The 18,974-nt window shown below is 67.2% G+C and carries 22 protein-coding genes; 8 read left to right on the forward strand and 14 right to left on the reverse strand.

Annotated features, from left to right (window positions below; all coding sequences use genetic code 11):
* The first annotated feature begins 207 nt into the window (after nt 1-207).
* Nucleotides 208-576: a hypothetical protein gene (locus A5724_RS07780; protein WP_067798777.1), complete on the forward strand. Its 369-nt coding sequence runs from the start codon at nt 208-210 to the stop codon at nt 574-576.
* Nucleotides 573-914: a hypothetical protein gene (locus A5724_RS07785; protein ID WP_067798781.1), complete on the forward strand. Its 342-nt coding sequence runs from the start codon at nt 573-575 to the stop codon at nt 912-914. The genes A5724_RS07780 and A5724_RS07785 overlap by 4 nt, the downstream gene beginning before the upstream one ends.
* An 8-nt stretch (nt 915-922) precedes the next feature.
* Here A5724_RS07785 and A5724_RS07790 read toward each other — a convergent pair whose 3' ends face one another.
* The 3 genes from A5724_RS07790 to thyX form a co-directional block, all read right to left on the reverse strand.
* Nucleotides 923-2,599 carry a ribonuclease J gene (locus tag A5724_RS07790; protein WP_067798784.1) on the reverse strand — a complete coding sequence of 559 codons (1,677 nt, stop codon included), beginning with the start codon at nt 2,597-2,599 and terminating at the stop codon, nt 923-925.
* On the reverse strand, nt 2,599-3,501 hold the full coding sequence (gene dapA / locus A5724_RS07795) for a 4-hydroxy-tetrahydrodipicolinate synthase (protein ID WP_067798786.1): 903 nt from the start codon (nt 3,499-3,501) through the stop codon (nt 2,599-2,601). The genes A5724_RS07790 and dapA overlap by 1 nt, the downstream gene beginning before the upstream one ends.
* A 198-nt stretch (nt 3,502-3,699) precedes the next feature.
* Nucleotides 3,700-4,452, reverse strand: a complete 753-nt coding sequence (gene thyX / locus A5724_RS07800; protein WP_067798870.1) for an FAD-dependent thymidylate synthase — start codon at nt 4,450-4,452, stop codon at nt 3,700-3,702.
* A gap of 94 nt (nt 4,453-4,546) precedes the next feature.
* Here thyX and A5724_RS07805 point away from each other — a divergent pair, with 94 nt between their 5' ends.
* Entirely contained in the window at nt 4,547-5,491 is a 945-nt protein-coding gene (locus A5724_RS07805; protein ID WP_067798788.1) for a hypothetical protein, read from the forward strand.
* On the opposite strand, the gene A5724_RS07810 is transcribed toward A5724_RS07805, so the two are convergent.
* Nucleotides 5,481-6,260, reverse strand: a complete 780-nt coding sequence (locus A5724_RS07810; protein ID WP_067798790.1) for a FadR/GntR family transcriptional regulator — start codon at nt 6,258-6,260, stop codon at nt 5,481-5,483. The genes A5724_RS07805 and A5724_RS07810 overlap by 11 nt on opposite strands.
* 65 nt (nt 6,261-6,325) lie before the next feature.
* Here A5724_RS07810 and A5724_RS07815 point away from each other — a divergent pair, with 65 nt between their 5' ends.
* The 3 genes from A5724_RS07815 to A5724_RS07825 all read left to right on the forward strand — a co-directional run bounded on the left by A5724_RS07815 (nt 6,326) and on the right by A5724_RS07825 (nt 9,876).
* The gene (locus A5724_RS07815; protein ID WP_232004738.1) at nt 6,326-7,249 is read left to right on the forward strand and encodes a proline iminopeptidase-family hydrolase; all 924 of its coding nucleotides are present in this window, start codon (nt 6,326-6,328) and stop codon (nt 7,247-7,249) included.
* A 37-nt stretch (nt 7,250-7,286) separates the two neighbouring features.
* Nucleotides 7,287-8,696, forward strand: coding sequence for an APC family permease (locus A5724_RS07820; RefSeq protein ID WP_067798796.1), 1,410 nt, complete (start codon nt 7,287-7,289; stop codon nt 8,694-8,696).
* Nucleotides 8,697-8,973: 277 nt separating this feature from the next.
* Nucleotides 8,974-9,876 carry a cyclopropane mycolic acid synthase family methyltransferase gene (locus A5724_RS07825; protein WP_067798873.1) on the forward strand — a complete coding sequence of 301 codons (903 nt, stop codon included), beginning with the start codon at nt 8,974-8,976 and terminating at the stop codon, nt 9,874-9,876.
* Here the strand turns inward: A5724_RS07825 and A5724_RS07830 are convergent.
* Genes A5724_RS07830 through A5724_RS07840 form a run of 3 tightly spaced genes read right to left on the reverse strand, consistent with a single transcriptional unit; the run spans nt 9,863 to nt 12,397 of the window.
* Nucleotides 9,863-11,083, reverse strand: a complete 1,221-nt coding sequence (locus A5724_RS07830) for a winged helix-turn-helix domain-containing protein (RefSeq protein WP_067798799.1) — start codon at nt 11,081-11,083, stop codon at nt 9,863-9,865. The two genes, A5724_RS07825 and A5724_RS07830, sit on opposite strands and share 14 nt — an antisense overlap.
* Nucleotides 11,084-11,117: 34 nt before the next feature.
* The gene (locus tag A5724_RS07835; RefSeq protein ID WP_067798802.1) at nt 11,118-11,600 is read right to left on the reverse strand and encodes a dihydrofolate reductase; all 483 of its coding nucleotides are present in this window, start codon (nt 11,598-11,600) and stop codon (nt 11,118-11,120) included.
* Nucleotides 11,597-12,397 (reverse strand): thymidylate synthase, encoded by an 801-nt coding sequence (locus tag A5724_RS07840; protein WP_067798805.1) that lies wholly within the window; start codon nt 12,395-12,397, stop codon nt 11,597-11,599. Before A5724_RS07840 ends, A5724_RS07835 begins: the two co-directional genes overlap by 4 nt.
* 43 nt (nt 12,398-12,440) lie before the next feature.
* Here A5724_RS07840 and A5724_RS07845 point away from each other — a divergent pair, with 43 nt between their 5' ends.
* Nucleotides 12,441-13,181 (forward strand): dienelactone hydrolase family protein, encoded by a 741-nt coding sequence (locus A5724_RS07845; protein WP_067798808.1) that lies wholly within the window; start codon nt 12,441-12,443, stop codon nt 13,179-13,181.
* A 1-nt stretch (nt 13,182) separates the two neighbouring features.
* Here the strand turns inward: A5724_RS07845 and A5724_RS07850 are convergent, their stop codons facing one another.
* The 7 genes from A5724_RS07850 to A5724_RS07880 form a co-directional block, all read right to left on the reverse strand.
* Nucleotides 13,183-13,641, reverse strand: coding sequence for a hypothetical protein (locus tag A5724_RS07850; protein WP_067798811.1), 459 nt, complete (start codon nt 13,639-13,641; stop codon nt 13,183-13,185).
* Between the two features lie 8 nt (nt 13,642-13,649).
* Nucleotides 13,650-14,294 carry a phosphate signaling complex protein PhoU gene (phoU, locus tag A5724_RS07855; protein WP_067798814.1) on the reverse strand — a complete coding sequence of 215 codons (645 nt, stop codon included), beginning with the start codon at nt 14,292-14,294 and terminating at the stop codon, nt 13,650-13,652.
* Nucleotides 14,295-14,298: 4 nt separating this feature from the next.
* Nucleotides 14,299-14,574: a hypothetical protein gene (locus A5724_RS07860; RefSeq protein WP_156752176.1), complete on the reverse strand. Its 276-nt coding sequence runs from the start codon at nt 14,572-14,574 to the stop codon at nt 14,299-14,301.
* 82 nt (nt 14,575-14,656) lie between these two features.
* Nucleotides 14,657-15,067 (reverse strand): flavodoxin family protein, encoded by a 411-nt coding sequence (locus A5724_RS07865; RefSeq protein ID WP_369830614.1) that lies wholly within the window; start codon nt 15,065-15,067, stop codon nt 14,657-14,659.
* Nucleotides 15,068-15,108: 41 nt separating this feature from the next.
* The gene (locus A5724_RS07870) at nt 15,109-15,579 is read right to left on the reverse strand and encodes a tetratricopeptide repeat protein (protein ID WP_067798824.1); all 471 of its coding nucleotides are present in this window, start codon (nt 15,577-15,579) and stop codon (nt 15,109-15,111) included.
* The gene (dapB, locus tag A5724_RS07875) at nt 15,576-16,313 is read right to left on the reverse strand and encodes a 4-hydroxy-tetrahydrodipicolinate reductase (RefSeq protein ID WP_067798827.1); all 738 of its coding nucleotides are present in this window, start codon (nt 16,311-16,313) and stop codon (nt 15,576-15,578) included. The genes A5724_RS07870 and dapB overlap by 4 nt, the downstream gene beginning before the upstream one ends.
* Before the next feature lie 45 nt (nt 16,314-16,358).
* The gene (locus A5724_RS07880) at nt 16,359-16,658 is read right to left on the reverse strand and encodes a hypothetical protein (protein ID WP_232004739.1); all 300 of its coding nucleotides are present in this window, start codon (nt 16,656-16,658) and stop codon (nt 16,359-16,361) included.
* 455 nt (nt 16,659-17,113) lie between these two features.
* On the opposite strand from A5724_RS07880, the gene A5724_RS35010 reads away from it, so the two are divergent.
* On the forward strand, nt 17,114-18,820 hold the full coding sequence (locus A5724_RS35010) for a hypothetical protein (RefSeq protein WP_067798830.1): 1,707 nt from the start codon (nt 17,114-17,116) through the stop codon (nt 18,818-18,820).
* Nucleotides 18,821-18,974 lie beyond the last annotated feature (154 nt).

An 18,974-nucleotide genomic window follows, 5' to 3' on the forward strand; every position in this document is an offset into this window, starting at 1 on the left:
TCGGCTCCTGCCCGAAGCGGCCGACGAAGCGGGGTGCACGGCGGTCTACCGGTCACACCTCGGAAGCAACGTCGCCGCCTGTTCATGCGGCTGGTCGGCGCGACGGCGGATCTGGAAATCCATCGCATGCCTGGACGCGTGGACACACTCGGCTCACGTCGGCTGCGACCTCAACGTCCCGTTGGTCATCCCGGAAAGGCATTGACCATGTCCACCTTGAAACTCATCGCCGCAGTCGTGGCTGCCACGGCGAGCACACTGGGCGCCGGCGTCGTCGGTGCTCTCCCGATCACCGCCGCGCAGGCCCGGCAGTGGGATCAAGCGGCATTCGACAACTGCGCGGAAGGCTATGAGGCCCAACGCGAAGACGACTACGTCAGCTGGTACTACGGGGTGCGCCAGTGCTGCATCTCGTTCGGCGGTGTGTGGCATGAGCAGCAGCCCGGGCAAGCTCCTCGCTGCGATCCTCCGCCCCGGATCGTTCGGGTGCCGCCCGGCCTCACCATCGGAACGCTCTCGCCCGCAATCTCTCCCGGGACGCGGGAGCCGAGCAACCGACCGGGTGAGAAGTCATGAGATCGCTCTGGCCCCGACTGGTGCTGGCCGCACTGGTCCTCGCGGCGGCCATACTGGCAGGCAGCGCCGTCGTCCACCCAGCGACCGCGTGCGCGGCGCCGGCGGGCAGTGCAGCTTCGTACGACGAATGCGTCGGCCGCGGGTCGAACAAGAGGCTGTGCTGCAGCCTGGCGGGCGGGGAATGGACCGAGACCAAGTACTTCGACAAGGACGGCAAGTACCTCTACTCGAGTTGGGATTGCGCGGGCCTCGCCGCTGCGCGGCAGGTACGACCCGCGATGCAGCCAGGGGTCGTCACCCAGACGTTCGAACCGGCACCGCCGCCCGACCTCGGCTGAGACTCCCGTCAGATCTCGATGACCGTCGGCACGATCATCGGCTGCCGGCGGTAGGTCTCGCCCACCCACTTGCCGACGACGCGGCGGACGGCCTGCGCGATCCGCGTGGTCTCGGTGATGCGCTCGGCGGCAAGGGTTTCCAGCTCGGCCTCCACCTTGCGGGCCACCGGTTCCAGGGCCTTCGGATCTTCTGAGAAGCCCCGCGAATGCAAATGCGCGGGTGCGGCGGGTTTGCCGGTGCCGCGGCGGACCACCACCGTCACCGCGATGAAACCCGACGACAGCACGAGGCGCTCACCCAGCGTCGCGTCGCCGACGTCACCGGTGATCAACCCGTCGACGAACATCTTGCCGGTGGGCACCGCACCCGCGATCGACGCTCTGCCCGCCACCAGGTCGACGCTGACGCCGTTCTCCGCCAACATGATCGACTGCTGATCGACACCCGTTCGCTCGGCCAGTTTGGCGTTCGCGCGCAGCATCCGCCACGTCCCGTGCACCGGCATCACGTTGCGTGGGCGCACCGCGTTGTACAGGAACAGCAGCTCACCCGCGTAGGCGTGGCCCGAAACATGCACTCGCACTTGGGCGTTGGTGACGACTCGGACGCCGATCTTGGCCAACGCATCGAGGACGCCGAAGATCGCTTCCTCGTTGCCGGGAATCTGCGACGACGACATGATGATCAGGTCACCCGAGGTCAGGGTGATGCTGCGATGCTCGCCACGCGACATCCGCGACAACGCCGCCATCGGCTCACCCTGTGTGCCGGTGGTGATCAGCGTGATCCGTTCGGGCGCCATCATTTCCGCGGCGCCGATGTCGATCACGTCGTCGGTGTCGACCTGGAGATAACCGAGTTCCCTGGCGATGCCCATGTTGCGCACCATCGACCGGCCCACGAACGACACCTTGCGGCCGAGCGCCACCGATGCGTCGATGATCTGCTGCACGCGAGCGACGTTGGAGGCGAAGCACGCCACGATGACCCGGCCTTCGGCGCCGCGGATGAGCCGGTGCATGTTCGGCCCGATCTCGCTCTCCGAGGGGCCGACGCCGGGGATCTCGGAATTCGTTGAGTCGCAGAGGAATAGGTCTACCCCGGCGTCGCCCAGCCGCGACATGCCGGGCAGGTCGGTCGGCCGATCGTTCAGCGGCAGTTGGTCGAGCTTGATGTCGCCGGTGTGCAGCACGGTGCCCGCCCCGGTGTGTATCGCGATCGCCAGACAACCTGGAATCGAGTGGTTGACGTGGAAGTACTCGCACTCGAACACGCCGTGCCGCGAACTCTGGCCCTCGTCCACTTCGACGAACACCGGCTTGATCCGGTGCTCGCGGCATTTCTCCGCGACCAGCGCGAGCGTGAACTTCGAGCCGACCACCGGAATGTCGGCACGCAGCTTGAGCAGGAACGGAATTGCGCCGATGTGGTCCTCGTGCGCATGGGTGAGCACCAGCGCTTCCACGTCGTCGAGGCGGTCCTCGACGTGGCGCAGGTCAGGCAGGATCAGGTCGACACCGGGCTCGTCGTGACCGGGGAACAGCACGCCGCAGTCGACGATCAGCAGCCTGCCGAGGTGCTCGAAAACGGTCATGTTGCGGCCGATTTCGCTGATGCCGCCGAGTGCGGTCACCCGTAGACCGCCAGGAGCCAGGGGCCCCGGCGGCTTGAGTTCTTCGTTCACTACCGCAGCACCGCGGCGGCACGCATATCGGCTGCCAACGCCTCGATCTGCTCGGGGGTGGCCGGAATCTGAGGCAACCGCGGATCACCGACCTCGATGCCCTGCAGACGCAGCCCCGCCTTGGCCAGAGTGACGCCGCCGAGCCTGGCCTGGGCTCCGCTGAGCGGCCCGAGCGTGACGTTGATCTTGCGGGCTGTCGCGACATCGCCGGAGGCGAACGCCGACAACATGTCTCGCAGCTGGCCCGCGGCCAGATGCCCCCAGACGCTGACGAACCCGACGGCACCCATCGCCAGCCACGGCAGGTTCAGCGCGTCGTCACCTGAGAAGTACGCCAGCCCGGTCTCGGCGATGATCTGTCCGCCGCCGTGCAGATCGCCCTTCGCATCCTTGACGGCAACGATGTTCGGATGCTCGGCGAGCGTGCGGATGGTGTCCCATTCGATCGGCACGACCGAGCGCGGCGGGATGTCGTAGAGGATCACCGGCAGTTCGGTGGCATCGGCGACCGCGGTGAAGTGGGCGACCAGTCCGGCCTGCGGCGGCCGCGAGTAGTACGGGGTGACCACCAGCAGGCCGTGCGCGCCCGCGGCCGCGCATTCCTTCGCCAGGTGCACGCTGTGCGCGGTGTCGTAGCTGCCGGCGCCCGCGACGATCCGGGCCCGATCACCGACCGCCTCCAGCACCACGCGCAGCAGCGTGAGCTTCTCGTCGTCGGTCGTGGTCGGCGACTCCCCTGTGGTTCCGGACAGCACCAGGCCGTCACAGCCGGCGTCGACGAGATGGGTGGCGAGGCGGGCCGCGGCGTCGGTGTCCAGCGACCCGTCGGGCTTGAACGGCGTGACCATCGCCGTTAGCACAGTGCCCAATCGGGCGGTCACGTCGATTCCGCTGGTACTCACGGGCACCAAGATTACCCGCTCAACCTCAGCGTTCCGTAGCTATATACGCCCGACCCGCGCACGCCTCCGTGGCTCAGGTCTGGCCAGCTCCGGCTACGCCTCCGTGGCTCAGGTCTGGCCAGCTCCGGCTACGCCTCCGTGGCTCAGGTCTGGCCAGCTCCGGCTACGCCTCCGTGGCTCAGGCCTGGCCAGCTCCGGCTACGCCTCCGTGGCTAGCGGACTTGTCGCCACTTCGCTCCCGTCCGCAAGCTCGGCGATCTCGAAGTCTGAGAACACCTGCGGCGCGACGTCGATCAGCTGCCGCAGGCATTCGATCGCCAACCGACGAATCTCCACATCGGCGTGCTCGCTAGCCCGCATCGCGATGAAATGTCGCCATGCCCGGTAGTTCCCGGTCACCACGATGCGCGTCTCGGTCGCGTTGGGCAGCACCGCACGCGCGGCCTGTCGAGCCTGTTTGCGCCGCAGCACCGCGTTCGGCTGATCGGCGAACTTGGCCTCCAACTTGGCCAGCAGTTCGGTATAGGTGGCGCGGCTGGTGTCCGCGGCGGCCTTGAAGATGCTCTGCAGTTCCTCGTCGTCCTCCATACCCGGCGGCACGACGACCTGCGCGTCGTGTTCGGGCACGAACCGCTGCGACAGCTGCGAATACGAGAAATGCCGGTGCCGGATCAGCTCATGTGTGCACGACCGTGAGACGCCGGTGATGTAGAAGGTCACCGATGCGTGCTCGAGCACCGAAAAGTGGCCGACGTCGATGATGTGCCGCAGGTAAGCCGCGTTGGTCGCGGTCTTCGGATTGGGCTTCGACCAGCTCTGGTAGCAGGCCCGCCCGGCGAACTCGACCAGCGCCGGGCCGCCGTCGGCGTCCGTGCTCCATGGCACGTCCGGCGGCACCAAGAAGTCGGTCTTGGCGATCAGCTGCACGCGCAGCGGCGCGGTCTCGGCCACGAGCACACAGTATCCGGCGTCAATGCGCACCGGCGACGCCCGTCACCTGCTACGTTGGCGCGGTCGAGGTACTCCAACCGTTAGCTGGAGATTCATGGTCGGCATCCACTTTCTGCGTGAGGCGTCCTCCTGCGACTTGTGGATCCAGTTCGACTTCTCCCAGGCCGCGAGCAACTACTCCGGGCTCGCCGGGGTGTTGGCCGGCTTCGCGTTCTTGGCCATCATGCTCGTGTTGAACCGCCAGCACCGGCGGGACGGAGCGATCGACGCCGCGATCGAGCACCGTCAGGACAACCGCTTCCTCACGGCGTTGGGCAGCGCCTGCGTCGGCCTGATCACCGCGGCGACCCTGTTCTCGTTGCTATCGGGTGAAGAGGGGTGCGCGCTCATCAGCGGTCGGGCGTTGTCGAAGGAAGTGCTCGCCGGGGTGGCCTTCCATTTCTCGGTCTACACACTGCTTTTCGGTGCGGTGCAACTGATTTCAGCGGCGACACTGGGTGTGCACTTCCGCTTCATCGTCGCGGTGCTCGCGCCGCCCGTCGTGGTCTCCTTCATCGTCGCCAGCCTGGACGAGCTCGCGCTGTCGTTGGCCAACCCGCCGCAGCAGCCGGTCGGACCGCACGAATCGCTGGCCCCGGGCTGGACCGACGCCAGCGCGTCGCTGTGGAACTTCGCGCACAACGTGATGACGTGGTTGATACCGACGGTGTTCGCGCTCTGCCTGGCGATGTGGCTGGCCGGCTTCCGCTGGCGTCGGGCCACCGAGCCGCCGCATGGCCTGAACGCCACCATGACCAGGGTGGTGTCGACGGCGTTGACCTACCTGCCCTACGCCAGCCTCGCGCTTGTTGCCTACGCGGTGTGGCGGACGGCCATGCTGGGCCGACTCTCCGTCGGCGCCCACATCGGTGCCAACCAGGCCAAGGTGCTCGTGCTGGTCTGCACGCTCGTGGTGGTGCTGCAAAGCGCCAGCCTGTCGTTCTCGCGTGGTGACGATCGCCCGCCCGCGTTCGAAGGCGACGACGGCGTCACTCGGTGAGCACGCCTGCGCGGTGCATCGCGGTGGTGATGAGCTCGAAGTCGATCGCGCCGTGATGACGCGCCAGATGCTCGGCGTCGTCACCGCGGCCGTCGGCGATCGCCTGCACCAATTGCTCGTGCTCCCGTAGCGCGCGTAATTCCATGGCGCGCATGGTCGTTGGCTCGCCCCACGGGTGTGCGGGTGAACCGATGCTGACGGTGGCTTTCAGATCGAGCAACAGCTGTTTGAGGACGTCGTTGTGGGCGGCATCCATGATCGCGAGATGAAATCGGCTGTCGGCTTGCTGTGCGGCAAGCCCGCTGTCGGCGCTCCGGTAGGCCTCGAACCGGGTGCGCAGCACCAACATGTCGTGCTCGGAGCGGGACTCCGCTGCGGCGCGGCAGACGGTGCCCTGCAGACGGCATATCGCATCGCAACGGTCACGCAGATCATCGAGTCGGTCGCGCAGGGTGCGGCCCACCGCGTCGGTCGACGACTCCGGCCACTGGTCGAGCACATACGACCCGCCGCCGCGGCCGCGCCGGGTCTCGATGAGGCCGCGGTCCAGCAACCGCGCCAGCGCGGCCCGCACCGTCATTCGGCCCACCCCCAGCGACGCGGCGAGGTCCCTTTCCACCGGTAGCCGCGCGCCGGGCAGATACTCACCGATCGCGATCGCGGTGATCAGTCGGTCGGTGATCTCGTCGACCCGGGATGAGCTGTCCAGCTGCTGCTGGAGCAAACCCGGCAGTCCTGGTCCCCCAGAGGGTGCACCGGTGTGCGCCATGCCTGAATGTTAAATCTCGATCAATGGTCTTGTCATGAGACCTTTACGGGTCCATGCTGAGCGCCATGACTCCCACGACCAGGACGGTGCCGTTCCGCGACCATGAGACCTGGGTGCAGATCACCGCACCCGACGATGCGCGCGAGGGCGCCCTGCCCCTGTTTGTGCTGCACGGCGGGCCGGGAATGGCGCACAACTACGTGCGCATCATTGCCGGCCTCGCCGCGGAGACCGGGCGGACGGTCATTCACTACGACCAGATCGGCTGCGGTAAGAGCAGCCACCTCCCGGACGCGCCCGCCGACTTCTGGACCCCTGACCTGTTCGTCGAGGAGTTCCACGCCGTGCGCACCGCGCTGGGCATCGACGAGTACCACGTGCTCGGCCAGTCATGGGGCGGCATGCTGGGCGCCGAGATCGCGGTCCGCCAACCGCATGGGCTCGCCTCGCTGGCGATCTGCAATTCGCCCGCGTCGATGGAGCTGTGGATGGCGGGCTGCGCGCAGTTGCGGGCCCAGTTGCCGCCCGAGACCCAGGCCGCGCTGACTCGCCACGAGGAGGCCGGCACCTACAGCGATCCGGAGTACGTACAGGCCACCAACGAGTTCTATCTGCGCCACCTGTGCCGCGTCGACCCGATGCCGCAAGACCTCGTCGACACGATCACCCAGATGGAGGCCGAGCCGACGGTCTACCACACCATGAACGGGCCCAACGAGTTCTACGTGCTCGGCACCCTGCGCGGTTGGACCATCATCGACCGGCTGCCGCAGATCACCGCGCCGACGCTGGTGATCGCAGGAGAATTCGACGAGGCGGTGCCCGCCGCGTGGCAGCCCTACGCCGAGCTCATCCCCGACGCGCGCAGCCACGTGTTCCCCGACACCAGCCACTGCTCGCACCTCGAGAAGCCCGAAGAGTTCCGCGCCGTCGTCGGCGACTTTTTGGCCAGTCACGACGCCGCCCGCGACGCCTCGGCCCGCATCTAACTCAGCCCACCCACTCACACCTTCGGATAGGACGGTCATGGCCGATCAGCGCACGCTCGAATCCTTCGGCTACAAGCAGGAATTGCACCGATCGGTCTCGACCTTCGATCTGCTGGTGTACGGGCTGGTGTTCATGGTGCCGATCGCGCCGTGGACGATTTTCGGCGTCGTCTACAACAGCGCGAAAGGCATGGTGCCGCTGGTCTATCTGATCGGCCTGGTGGCGATGGTGTTCACCGCGCTGGCCTACGCGCAGATGGCCAAGTCGTTCCCGTTAGCGGGCTCGGTGTTCGCCTACGTGGGCCGCGGAATCCATTCGGGCGTCGGCTTTTTCGCGGGGTGGGCGATTCTGCTGGACTATCTACTGGTCCCGACGCTGCTGTACGTGCTGGCGGCCGAATCGATGATCGGCCTGTTCCCGGGAACCCCTCGGTGGGTATGGGCACTGCTGTTCGTCGCCGTGAACACCGTGATCAACCTGCTCGGCGTCGATTCCCTGAAGATGGCCAACCGCGTGTTTCTGGCACTCGAACTGGTCTTCCTCGCGATCTTCGTCGTCATCGCGGTGCGCGCCATCAGCGGTGACCGGTTGCCCGATGTGCACTGGAGCACCACACCGATCTGGAATCCCGAAACCGTCAGCGCGCCACTACTCGCGGCGGCGTTGTCGATCGCGGTGCTGAGTTTCCTTGGCTTCGACGGCATTTCGACACTGGCGGAGGAATCCACCGGCGACCGCAACCCGGCGGGCAAGGCGATGGTCGGCGCACTGTTCATCGTGGCGTTCTTGTTCATCGGTCAGACGTGGCTGGCCAGCCTGCTGGCCGGCGGGCGGTCGTCGTTCAGCGACGACGAAGCGGGCAATGCGTTCTTCAAACTGGTCGAGGCGGCGTCGAGCACCGGATGGATGAACGCCTTCTTCGTCGTCAACGTGCTCGCCGTCGGTTTCGCCAACGCGATGGCCGCGCAGGCGGCGACCAGTCGACTGCTGTACTCGATGAGCCGCGACCGGCAATTGCCCAGCTTCTTGTCGAAGGTGAGCGCACGTCAGGTGCCGATGGCCGCCATCCTGTTGGTCAGCGCCATCAGCGTGGTGCTGGTGCTGTTCTTCGTCGGGCAGATCGCGCTGATCTCGTCGCTGGTGAACTTCGGTGCGCTGTTTGCCTTCTGCCTGCTGCACGTGTCAGTCGTCTGGTACTACATCGGACGCAAGAAGTCGAAGAACTACCTGCTGCACCTGGTGGTTCCGACACTCGGCTTCCTGATCATCGGATATGTGCTGTTCAACGCCGACTACCTCGCCAAGGTCGGCGGGCTGGTCTGGCTGTGCGTCGGCGCGGGAGTGTTCATCGTGAACAAGGTGCGCGGTCGCGGCGTGCCGGAGTTCAGCGGAGAGTCGGCTGTGCCCGGCGAGGGACAACCGAACGCCGAAGGCGCACTGCGATGAGCCGGTCCGGCCCGGCCGGGCCGTCGGTTGTCCACATTGCGACACATTCGCTTCGCTGTGCGGCTGTTTTTGCGTTAGCAGGATATTGAGCGCTGCTTGGCAGCGACTTCTCAACACCCTTTTGTATACAACGGTCTACCCGGCATTCGATGTATTTCGGTTGACCGGGTACCGTCGGCCGGAGTGTTGAAAAAACTGACACTGGACCGACCTCCACCGACATGCAGAGGGACTCACAGTGGCAGAAAGGTCAACCGAAACGCGCGGTTCAAGCGCAATCCAGGGCAGCCGGCCAACCCCGAGAACGCGCGGGTCCAACGCCGACGACATCCAGTCTCATTACGACCTGTCGAACGAATTCTTCCGGCTCTGGCAAGACGCGAACCAGGTCTACAGTTGCGCGTACTTCGAACGCGACGACATGACGTTGGACGAGGCGCAGATCGCCAAGATCGATCTTGCCCTCGGCAAGCTGGACCTCCGGCCGGGAATGACCTTGCTGGACATCGGCTGTGGCTGGGGTGCCGCGATGATGCGGGCTGTCGAGAAATACGACGTCAACGTCATCGGCCTGACGTTGTCGCACAATCAGATGGCGCACATCACCGACAATTTGTTCGCGAAGTCAAATAGTCGGCGGCGCATGGAAGTACGGCTGCAATCGTGGGAGGAATGGGACGGTCGAGTCGACCGAATCGTCTCGATCGGCGCATTCGAACACTTCGGATTCGACAAGTACGAGCACTTCTTCAGGCGCACATTCGACTCACTACCCGACGGCGGCAAGATGCTGCTGCACACGATCGTCATTCCCAGCGACGAAGAGATCGAAGAACGTCAGTTCACGATGACGATGTCGCTGTTGCGCTTCATCAAGTTCATCATGGACGAGATTTTTCCCGGCGGGCGGCTTCCACAGGTTCAGCAGGTGCGCGACCATGCCACCCGGGCAGGTTTCGACGTCACACGCGTGCAAGCGCTTCGCCCGCACTATGCACGCACTCTCGACATCTGGGCCGCGAAACTCGAGGCCAACAGGGACGAGGCCATCGCACTTACCTCCGACGCGGTCTACCAGCGATACATGAAGTACCTGACCGGCTGCGCCGATCTGTTTCGCACCGGCAGAACCGACGTGTGTCAATTCACCTGTGAGAAAGGCAGTCTCACAGCCGGTTGACGGCCGCCCGTAGCTGCTTGGACAGGTCGCCGTTGGCGGCGACCTGGACGTCGGACAGCTCCAGCCAGGACGCCATCGTCTGCAGTTCCGCAGCCAGCGCATCTGCCACCCGCGACTTGTCCTTGTCGGGTTCGGCGAACGCGCCGACGACGTGCAGCGCGCCGCGGGCGCGCTCGGCCTTCAGGTCGACACGACCGACGAGTTCACCGTCGAGCAGAAACGGCCAGACGTAGTAACCGAATTGGCGTTTCGGTGCGGGCACGTAGATCTCGATGCGGTAGTGGAAACCGAAGAGCCGCTCGACCCTCGGCCGGAAGAAGATCAGCGGGTCGAACGGGCACAACAGCGCGGTTCCGCGGTCTCGCCGCGGAACCGCCTGCCCCGCAGGCAGATACGCCGGGGCGGTCCAGCCGGCGACCTCGACCTCTTCGAGAGCACCGTCCGCGACGAGTTTGGCGATCGCCGGTTTGGACAGCTTGGGCGACAGTCGGAAGTAGTCGCGGATATCGGTTTCGGTGCCCACACCCAACGCTGTGGCGGCCCTCATCGTGAGTTCACGCACCGCCTGCTCGTCGTCGACCTGGCGGGCCACCACCTCCGGCGGCAGCACGTTCTCCACCAGGTCGTAGTAGCGAGCGAAGCCGACGCGCGTCTCCGTGGTCAGCACGCCCGCGGCGAACAGCGCCTCGGTCACCCATTTGGTGTCGCTGCGGTCCCACCACGGCCCCTTGCGTCCGCGTTGCGCGGCGCCGAGGTGGGCCTCGATCTGTCCGGCGGTCGACGGCCCGATCTCCTTCACCGCCGCGATGACGTCCTCGACGAGCTTCGGGTTGTCTTTGACGACGTGGGTGCCCCAGCGGCCGTGGGTGTATTCGCGCATCCGCCAGCGCAGCAGCGGCCAGTCGTCGACCGCCATCAGCGCGGCCTCGTGCGCCCAGTACTCGACCAGCAGCCGCGGTGCCCGCGCCGTATGGCTCCAGGCCGCCCGGTCGAGCACCGTGCGGTCGTAGGGCCCGAGCCTGCTGAACACCGGCGCATAGTGGGCACGCACCGCCACCGACACCGAGTCCAATTGCAGCACCTGGATTCGCGAGATGAGCCGCCGCAGGTGCGCGCGGGTGACGGGCCCGCGCGGCTTGGGCTCGGTGAAGCCTTGCGCGGCGACGGCGATACGGCGCGCCTGGGCGGCCGTCAGTCTTGTCGGCACCTGGTCATCCTGCAGTACGCCACCGACAACCTGTCTAGCGGCGGTAGCTGTGGTACCGGTAGCGCAGCCCCGAGGCGCTGGTGAGCCACTCCCCGCTGGTGCCGATCCAGGTCTCGTCGAGCACCGGCGCCACCGCGTCGGCGTCCCGGCGCGGCAGGTCGATCTCCACCTCGGTGACCTCGCACCGGTTCGCGGTAGGCAGCGCCAGCGCGTAGATCTGCGCGCCGCCGATCACCCAGACCTCGTCGTCGCCCAGCGCGCCGTCCAGCGTCTGCACCACCTGCGCGCCGTCGGCGGCGTAGTCGGCCTGCCGGGTGACGACGAGGTTGCGCCGCCCCGGCAGCGGGCGCACCTTCGCGGGCAGCGATTCCCACGTCAGCCGTCCCATCACCACGGTGTGGCTCATGGTCAGTTCCTTGAACCGGGCCTGATCTTCTGGCAGCCGCCACGGAATGCCGCCGTCACGGCCGATCACACCCGAGGTCGACTGGGCCCAGATCAGCCCGAGGGTCGTCATACAGCGACGGGCGCCTTGATCGCCGGGTGCGGGTCGTAGTTCTTGATGACGATGTCCTCGTAGGTGTAGTCGAAGATCGAATCGCGCGGCGCCAGAACGAGTTCCGGGTACGGCCGCGGCTGGCGGCTGAGTTGTTCGGTGACCTGCTCGACGTGGTTGTCGTAGATGTGACAGTCGCCGCCGGTCCAGATGAACTCGCCCACCTCGAGGCCGGCCTGCGCGGCCATCATGTGGGTGAGCAGCGCGTAGCTGGCGATGTTGAACGGCACGCCGAGGAACAGGTCGGCGCTGCGCTGATACAGCTGGCAGGACAGCCGCCCGTCGGCGACGTAGAACTGGAAGAACGCGTGGCACGGCGGCAACGCCATCTGCGGGATCTCGCCGACGTTCCAGGCCGAGACGATGTTGCGTCGCGAGTCCGGGTCGGTCCTGAGCAACTCGACCGCCGCGCTGATCTGGTCGATGTGCTCACCGGACGGCGTCGGCCACGACCGCCACTGCACGCCGTACACCGGACCCAGATCGCCTGTCTCGCTTGCCCATTCGTCCCAGATCGTGACGCCGCGGTCCTGCAGCCAACGCACGTTGGAGTCGCCGCGCAGAAACCACAGCAACTCGTAGACGATCGACTTCGTGTGCACCTTCTTGGTGGTGATCAGCGGGAAGCCGGCCGACAGGTCGTAGCGCATCTGGTGGCCGAACAGGCTGCGGGTGCCGGTGCCGGTGCGGTCCGATTTCGGGGTGCCGCGGTCGAGCACCAACCGGAGCAGATCCTCGTACGGCGTGGCGATGGGCACGTCGCTCAGCTTACGTCGAGGGCCGGCGAGTAGAACGGAAGCCATGCCGACCATCTCCGCCGCCGTCACCACCCCCGACGGCACCTGCCCCGTGACCCTGCACACCCCCAACGGCCCCGGCCCCTGGTCGGCTGTCGTGATGTACGTCGACGCCGGCGGCGTCCGGCCCACCTTCCAGGAAATGGCCGACCGCCTGGCCGGCTTCGGCCACGCCGTGCTGCTGCCCGACGTCTATTACCGCCACGGCGACTGGCAGCCGTTCGACATGCGAACCGTGTTCTCCGACTCGAGCGAACGCAAGCGCCTGTTCGGGATGATCGGCAGCATCACCCCCGACATGATGGCCGCCGACGCGACCGCGTTCTTCGACTTCCTGGCCTCGCGACCCGAGGTCAAGGGCGACGCCTTCGGAGTCTGCGGATACTGCATGGGCGGACGCACGTCGGTGATCGTCGCGGGCCGGCTGCCCGATCGGGTGGCCGCCGCAGGGTCGTTCCACGGCGGAGGCCTGGTCACTGACGACGCGACCAGCCCCCATCTGCTCGCCGACCGGATGAAGGCGACCGTCTATGTCGCGGGCGCCGAGAACGACGCGTCGTTCACCCCGGAACAGGCCGAGACGCTGGACAAGGCGCTGACGGCGGCCAACGTCACGCACACCGTCGAGTTCTATCCGGCCGCACACGGCTTCGCCGTGCCCGACAACCTGCCCTACGACGAGCCCGCCGCCGAGCGGCACTGGATCGCGTTGCAGGAGTTGTTCGCCTCCGCGCTGCCCAACTAACTCATTCGCCGCCGTCGTCGCGGCGCAGGAAGCGGCGGGCCGCGCGTAACAGGCCGCGGCCCGCATAAATGCCCGCGACGACGGAGACGATGATCATCACGACGAACATCACCAGCCAGTTGGCCCGGCTGTGGCTGACGTTCCACCAGACGATCGTGAACAGCACGGCGCAGATGAACACCACAATGTCGCGCCAGTTGCCGCTGTAGGACATGGCCGCGATGCGCAGTTCGCGACTGCGTTCGTCGGCCTTGATGAGCGCGTCGATCCGTCGATCGATGCTGTCCTTCAGGCGCGCCCTGAGTTCGGGCTGGTCGTCGGGAATCCGTTCCAGCAGATCCATGTCCTTGGCGATGTTGGCGCGGACATCCGGTGGTTTGAGGTTTCCCGCGGCGACACCCAACAAGGCCCCACCGGCGATCGGCGCTGCACCCAAAGCGAGTTCGGCGATTCCGGGCATGTGGTGTCCTATTCCGTCGGTTGACCGGTGGCCTGGAAGATGACGCGGCGGCCGATCTCGACGGCGTGATCGGCGAACCGTTCGTAGTAGCGACCCAGCAGCGTCACGTCGACGGCGGCGGCCACCCCGTGTTTCCACTCGCGGTCCATCAGCACGGTGAACAGGTGTCGGTGCAGATTGTCCATGTCGTCGTCGTCATCGTCGAGTTGCGCCGCCCGATCCGGATCACCGGATTGCACAACGTCTTTCACGCTGTTGCCGATGTCGACCGCGATGCGCCCCATCTCGGTGAAGTAGCCGTTGACCTCCTCAGGCAACGCGTTGGCGGGGTGGCGGCGGCGCGTCAGCTTGGCGACGTGCAAAGCGAGCGCACCCATCCGGTCGACGTCGGCGAGGTTGGACAACGAACTGACGACCAGACGCAGGTCGCCTGCCACCGGCGCCTGCAGCGCAAGGACCGTGATCGCCGCTTCCTCGGCCTTCCTGATCCGCGCCGTGAACGCCTCATGCGTCGAGATGACGTCCTCGGCCAGCACCAGGTCCGCCTGCAGCAGGGCCTGCGTCGCGCGTTCCATCGCCGTGCCCGCCATCCCGCATATGTCGGCGATGTCGGCGGCGAGAGCGTCGAGCTGCTCGTGAAACGCTGTCCGCATACCGTCACACTGTATGGGTTGGCAGCTTGCGAAGCCGGGCGGCGAGCCGTCGTGCCTCGTTCAATTGCTCCCGCAGCCGGATCAGCCTGGCAGGCGTCTCGACCTCGCCCCGACTGCGGTCGCGGCGGTGGTCCCACTGCTTCTCCGCCCTGCGCAGCTGCGCCCGCAGGGTGACGATTTCGGCGGACAGGATGTCGGCGAACAGCGCGGCCTGCGCGATGTCGCACGGTCCCATCGGATGAGACGCCGGCCGCCTCGAGTGCGTCGCCTTCTCCCCCATCGACCTCTACCTCACCCCTCGAAGACGTTGGCCCACCGACGATACCGCCAGGTGCGCACGCCGATCAGGGAAACGGGCGCGCTCAGTCCATCAACTGAGCGGCCACCGTCGCACCGAGTTCCCAACACGCTTGCAGGTCGTCTTTACTCGGCTTACCTGACACGCGAACGTACGCAGCGGCTTTCACCCAACCGAGCCCGGTCGTGATCGCCGTGACGCCGTTCTCGGCTCCTTCGGTGCCTTCATTGCCGTGCAGATACAGACCGAAGGGCCTGCCGCGGGTGGTGTCCAGACACGGGTAGTAGCAGACGTCGAACGCGTGTTTCAGTGCGCCGCTCATGTAGCCGAGATTCGCCGGCGAGCCGAGCAGAAAGCCGTCGGCCGCCAGCACGTCGGCAGGCGACACCGTCAACGCCGGGCGCCGAACCAACTCGACGCCTTCGATGTCGGGATCGGTGGCGCCGTTGACCACCGCCTCGAACATCTCCTGCATGTACGGCGACGGCGTGTGGTGGATGAGCAGCAGCGTCTTCACTATTGGCGCTCGCGTTCTTGCATTTCGACCGCCTTGCGCATGGTCTCGCGGGCGCGGCTGCGGTCACCGGCGTAGTCGTATGCGCGGGCCAGTCGATACCAGCGCCGCCAATCGCCGGGATGGTCTTCGACTTCGCCGCGCACCGTCTCGAACAGCGCGTCGGCGGCGTCGCGTTCGATTCGCCCGGATGGCATCCGCGGCAACGAGCTGACGTCGAGTTCCATGCCCTCGTCCTTGGCGATGCGGGCCAACCGCTGATGTGCCAGACCGGCACGCAGCGTGCTGACCATCACCCAAATTCCGATCAACGGCAGCCCCAGCAACGCGACGCCCAGACCGATCGCGGCCGGCCGCCCGGAGGTGATGAACGCCATCGCAATTCGGCCCAGCATGAGGAAGTAGACGATCAGGGCCACGCACATGAAGCCGATCAACAGCTGGATGCGCAATGCGCGCGCCCCGTCACTCATGTCAAGTCGAGGAAGGGCTCGAGACCGACTGTGAGACCGGGGTGTTCACCGATTGTGCGCACCGCGCGCAGTACGCCGGGGACGAACGAGGTACGGTCCATGCTGTCATGGCGGATCGTCAGGGTCTCCCCCTGCGTGCCGAACAGCACTTCCTGATGCGCTACCAGCCCGGCCAGCCGCACGGAGTGCACCGGGATGCCGTCCACAGCGGCGCCGCGCGCACCCTCGATGCCGGTGCTGGTGGCATCGGGGTTGGGCGGCAGGCCTTTTCGCGCCTCCGCGATGAGGCGGGCGGTGCGGGCCGCGGTGCCCGACGGCGCGTCGGCCTTCTGCGGATGGTGCAGTTCGATGACTTCGGCGGATTCGAAGAAGCGCGCCGCCTGCTTGGCGAAATGCATGGACAGCACCGCGCCGACGGCGAAGTTCGGGGCGATCAGCACGGCGCTGTCGGGTCTGCTGTCGACCCAGTCCTTGACCTGGCTCAGCCGTTCGTCGGTGAAGCCGGTGGTGCCGACGACGGCGTGAATTCCGTTGTCGATCAGAAACTTCAGGTTGTCCATCACCACGTCGGGGTGGGTGAAGTCGATGACGACCTGAGTCCGGCTGTCGGACAACAGGGTGAGCGGGTCGCCGGCGTCCACGCCGGCAGTGAACGTGAGGTCGGCGGCGGACTCGACGGCCGCCACCATCGTCGCGCCGACCTTGCCCTTGGCGCCAAGAACTCCGACTCGCATGGGCCCACCCTAGCTCCCGCTAGGGTGTTCGCCCTGCGCCGCGGTTCAGCACGCCACGTCGACGTAGACCGTCATCCCGGTGACCGTGGTGACGATGTCGTCCATCGCGCCGGGCGCACCGGAATCCATCCTGGAGAACGTCTGTCCCGGCCGCACCGAACTGACCACGCACTCGCGCAGGGGCGCGGCGTCGAGTTTGTTGACGATCACATCGAAGCCGTGGGCCTGAAGTTGTCCGATCGTCTGGGAGGCGTCGGGCGCACCCGACGGTGCCGCTGCCGCGGTACCGGCCAGGCTCAGAGCGGCGCCGGCGATTGCGCCGGCGATGATCGGCAGGAACATCATTGGTCTTCCTTTCGACGAAGTGCCTGTCGAAGTGCTGTGCGCCGGCCCGGCACATCCGTTACAGCAGCTGCGGGACGGCAAGACGCAGACCAAGTTGCGAGAGACCTGCCAAACTTTGCCAGCCAAGTTGCTGTTATTTGCGTTTCCGTCGATTCCTACACTTGGGAACATTGCGCTGAGAAGCGCCATTCATGATCCCCGCGACATAGTTTCCCGAAGACGCCTCGCCCGGTGCTTACCGCCATAGCTGCTAGATGCATGTCGTTAGCCGACCAACGCTCCGCTCAAGGCCCGATGCTCAGGCGAAACCATGATCTTCGTGGTGCCCTGAAAAATTCTTTTTGATTTTGCTATGGCAATCAGATTATTAGTGGCATTATGTTGCTCGCTGACCTAGAACTATTAGCTGTCCAGAGAGCTGAACTGCAATCGGCAACGAAAGGTATCCCGGGGCGATGGCCAAACACAGCACGAAGAACACCTCCAGGAAGCTCAAAGTCACGACCTATCTCGCGGCAGGCGTACTGGCGAGCGGCGGCGGCGCCGCTGCGCTGACCGCCGCCGTCACCCCGGCCACCCCGCCGACAGCTGCGCCGCAGGACGTGCAGCTGACCAGCCTCGGCGGCCTGCTCGGCTCGCTGGTCAAGAAGGTGGTGGCGCCGGTCGTGTCGACGGTGTCCGATGTCGTGTCGACGGCCGTGCCGGTCGTGACCGCGGTGCCCACGGTGGCCACGCCGATCGTCACGACCACGGTGGACTCGCTGGTTGCGCCGACCTCACCGTTGGCCCCGCTGGCGCCGGTCGTGACGCCGCTGATCAGCAACGGCACCACTAATCCCGATGGCACCGCCACCAACGGTGGCCTGCTGATCGGCAACGGCGGGACCGCAACTGGCGCGGGCGCCGACGGCGGCAACGGCGGCCTGCTCCTCGGCAACGGCGGCATCTCGGCCACCGGTGACGGCGGCAACGGCGGCCTGGTCCTCGGCAACGGCGGCATCTCCGGCACCGGTGACGGTGGCAACGGCGCCGTGTTGATCGGCAGCGGCGGCACCTCCGTGCTCGGCGGCAATGGCGGCGATTCCGGCCTCGTGCTCGGCAACGGCGGTTCCTCGGTCGTGAGCACCGACACCGACCCGACGACCGGCAACGGCGGCCACTCGGGCCTCATCGGTGACGGCGGCAGCGGCGCCACCGGCCTGGTGGGTACGGCCGACGGCGGCGACGGCGGCAACGGCGGCATCCTGATCGGCTCCGGCGGCAGTGGCGGCGGCGGTGCCTCCACGCTGAGCGGCGCGGCCGGTGACGGTGGTGACGGCGGCAACTCCGGCATCGTCATCGGTGATGCGGGCGACGGTGGCGCCGGTGGCGCCGCCGTAGGCGTCGGGAACATCGCGGGTGGCGATGGGGGCGACGGTGGCCACACCGTGTTGCTCGGCTCCGGTGGTGACGGCGGCGCGGGCGGTAGCTCCTCGGGCCTGCTCGGCACCTCGACGGGCGGCGCGGGCGGCGACGGCGGCGACGGCGGCATCGTGACGGGGACCGGCGGCGCGGGCGGCACCGGCGGCGACGCGGCGAGCACCTTGGGCACCGCGTCGGGTGGTGCGGGTGGCTCGGGTGCCGACAGCGGCGTGCTGGGCGCCGGCGGTGACGGCGGTTCCGGCGGCGACGCCAGCGGTCTCGGCGCAACCACAGGCGGCAGCGCGGGCGACGGCGGACACACCACCGTGGTCGGCGACGGCGGCACCGGCGGCACCGGTGGCAACGCAACCAGCACCGGCACCGGCGGCAGCAGCGATGCCACGGCCGGCTCCGGCGGCTCCGGCGGCGACGGCGGCAGCGTGCTCGGCGACGGCGGCTCCGGCGGCAGCGGCGGCACTGCCACATCCGGCAACACCACCACTCACGTCGGCTCGGGTGATGCCACCGGCGGATCGGGCGGCAGCGGCGGCACCGGCGGCATCATCGGCAGCAACGGCGGCGACGGCGGCACCGGCGGCTCGGCGACCACCGGCACCAACAACACCGGCGGGAAAGCCACCGGCGGCACCGGTGGCGACGGCGGTGCCGGCGGCATCGGCAACACCGGCGGCACCGGCGGCGAGGGCGGCTCCTCGACCGGCAAGAGCGGCGGCAGCGGCTCCGACGGCGCGGACGGCTGACGCCTCAACACCTCAACGCAAGTCGGGGGCCCCCCCGCGGGGGGGGGGGGGGGGGGGGGGGGGGGGCGGGGAGGGGGGGCGCCCCAACAACCCGCCCAAACACCACAGCGACGGGGGGAGGTGGGGGGTGCGTTGGGGGAAAAACGGCGGCGAC

Origin of the sequence: Mycobacterium sp. ACS1612 (assembly GCF_001667505.1) — a bacterium.
Classification (GTDB): domain Bacteria; phylum Actinomycetota; class Actinomycetes; order Mycobacteriales; family Mycobacteriaceae; genus Mycobacterium.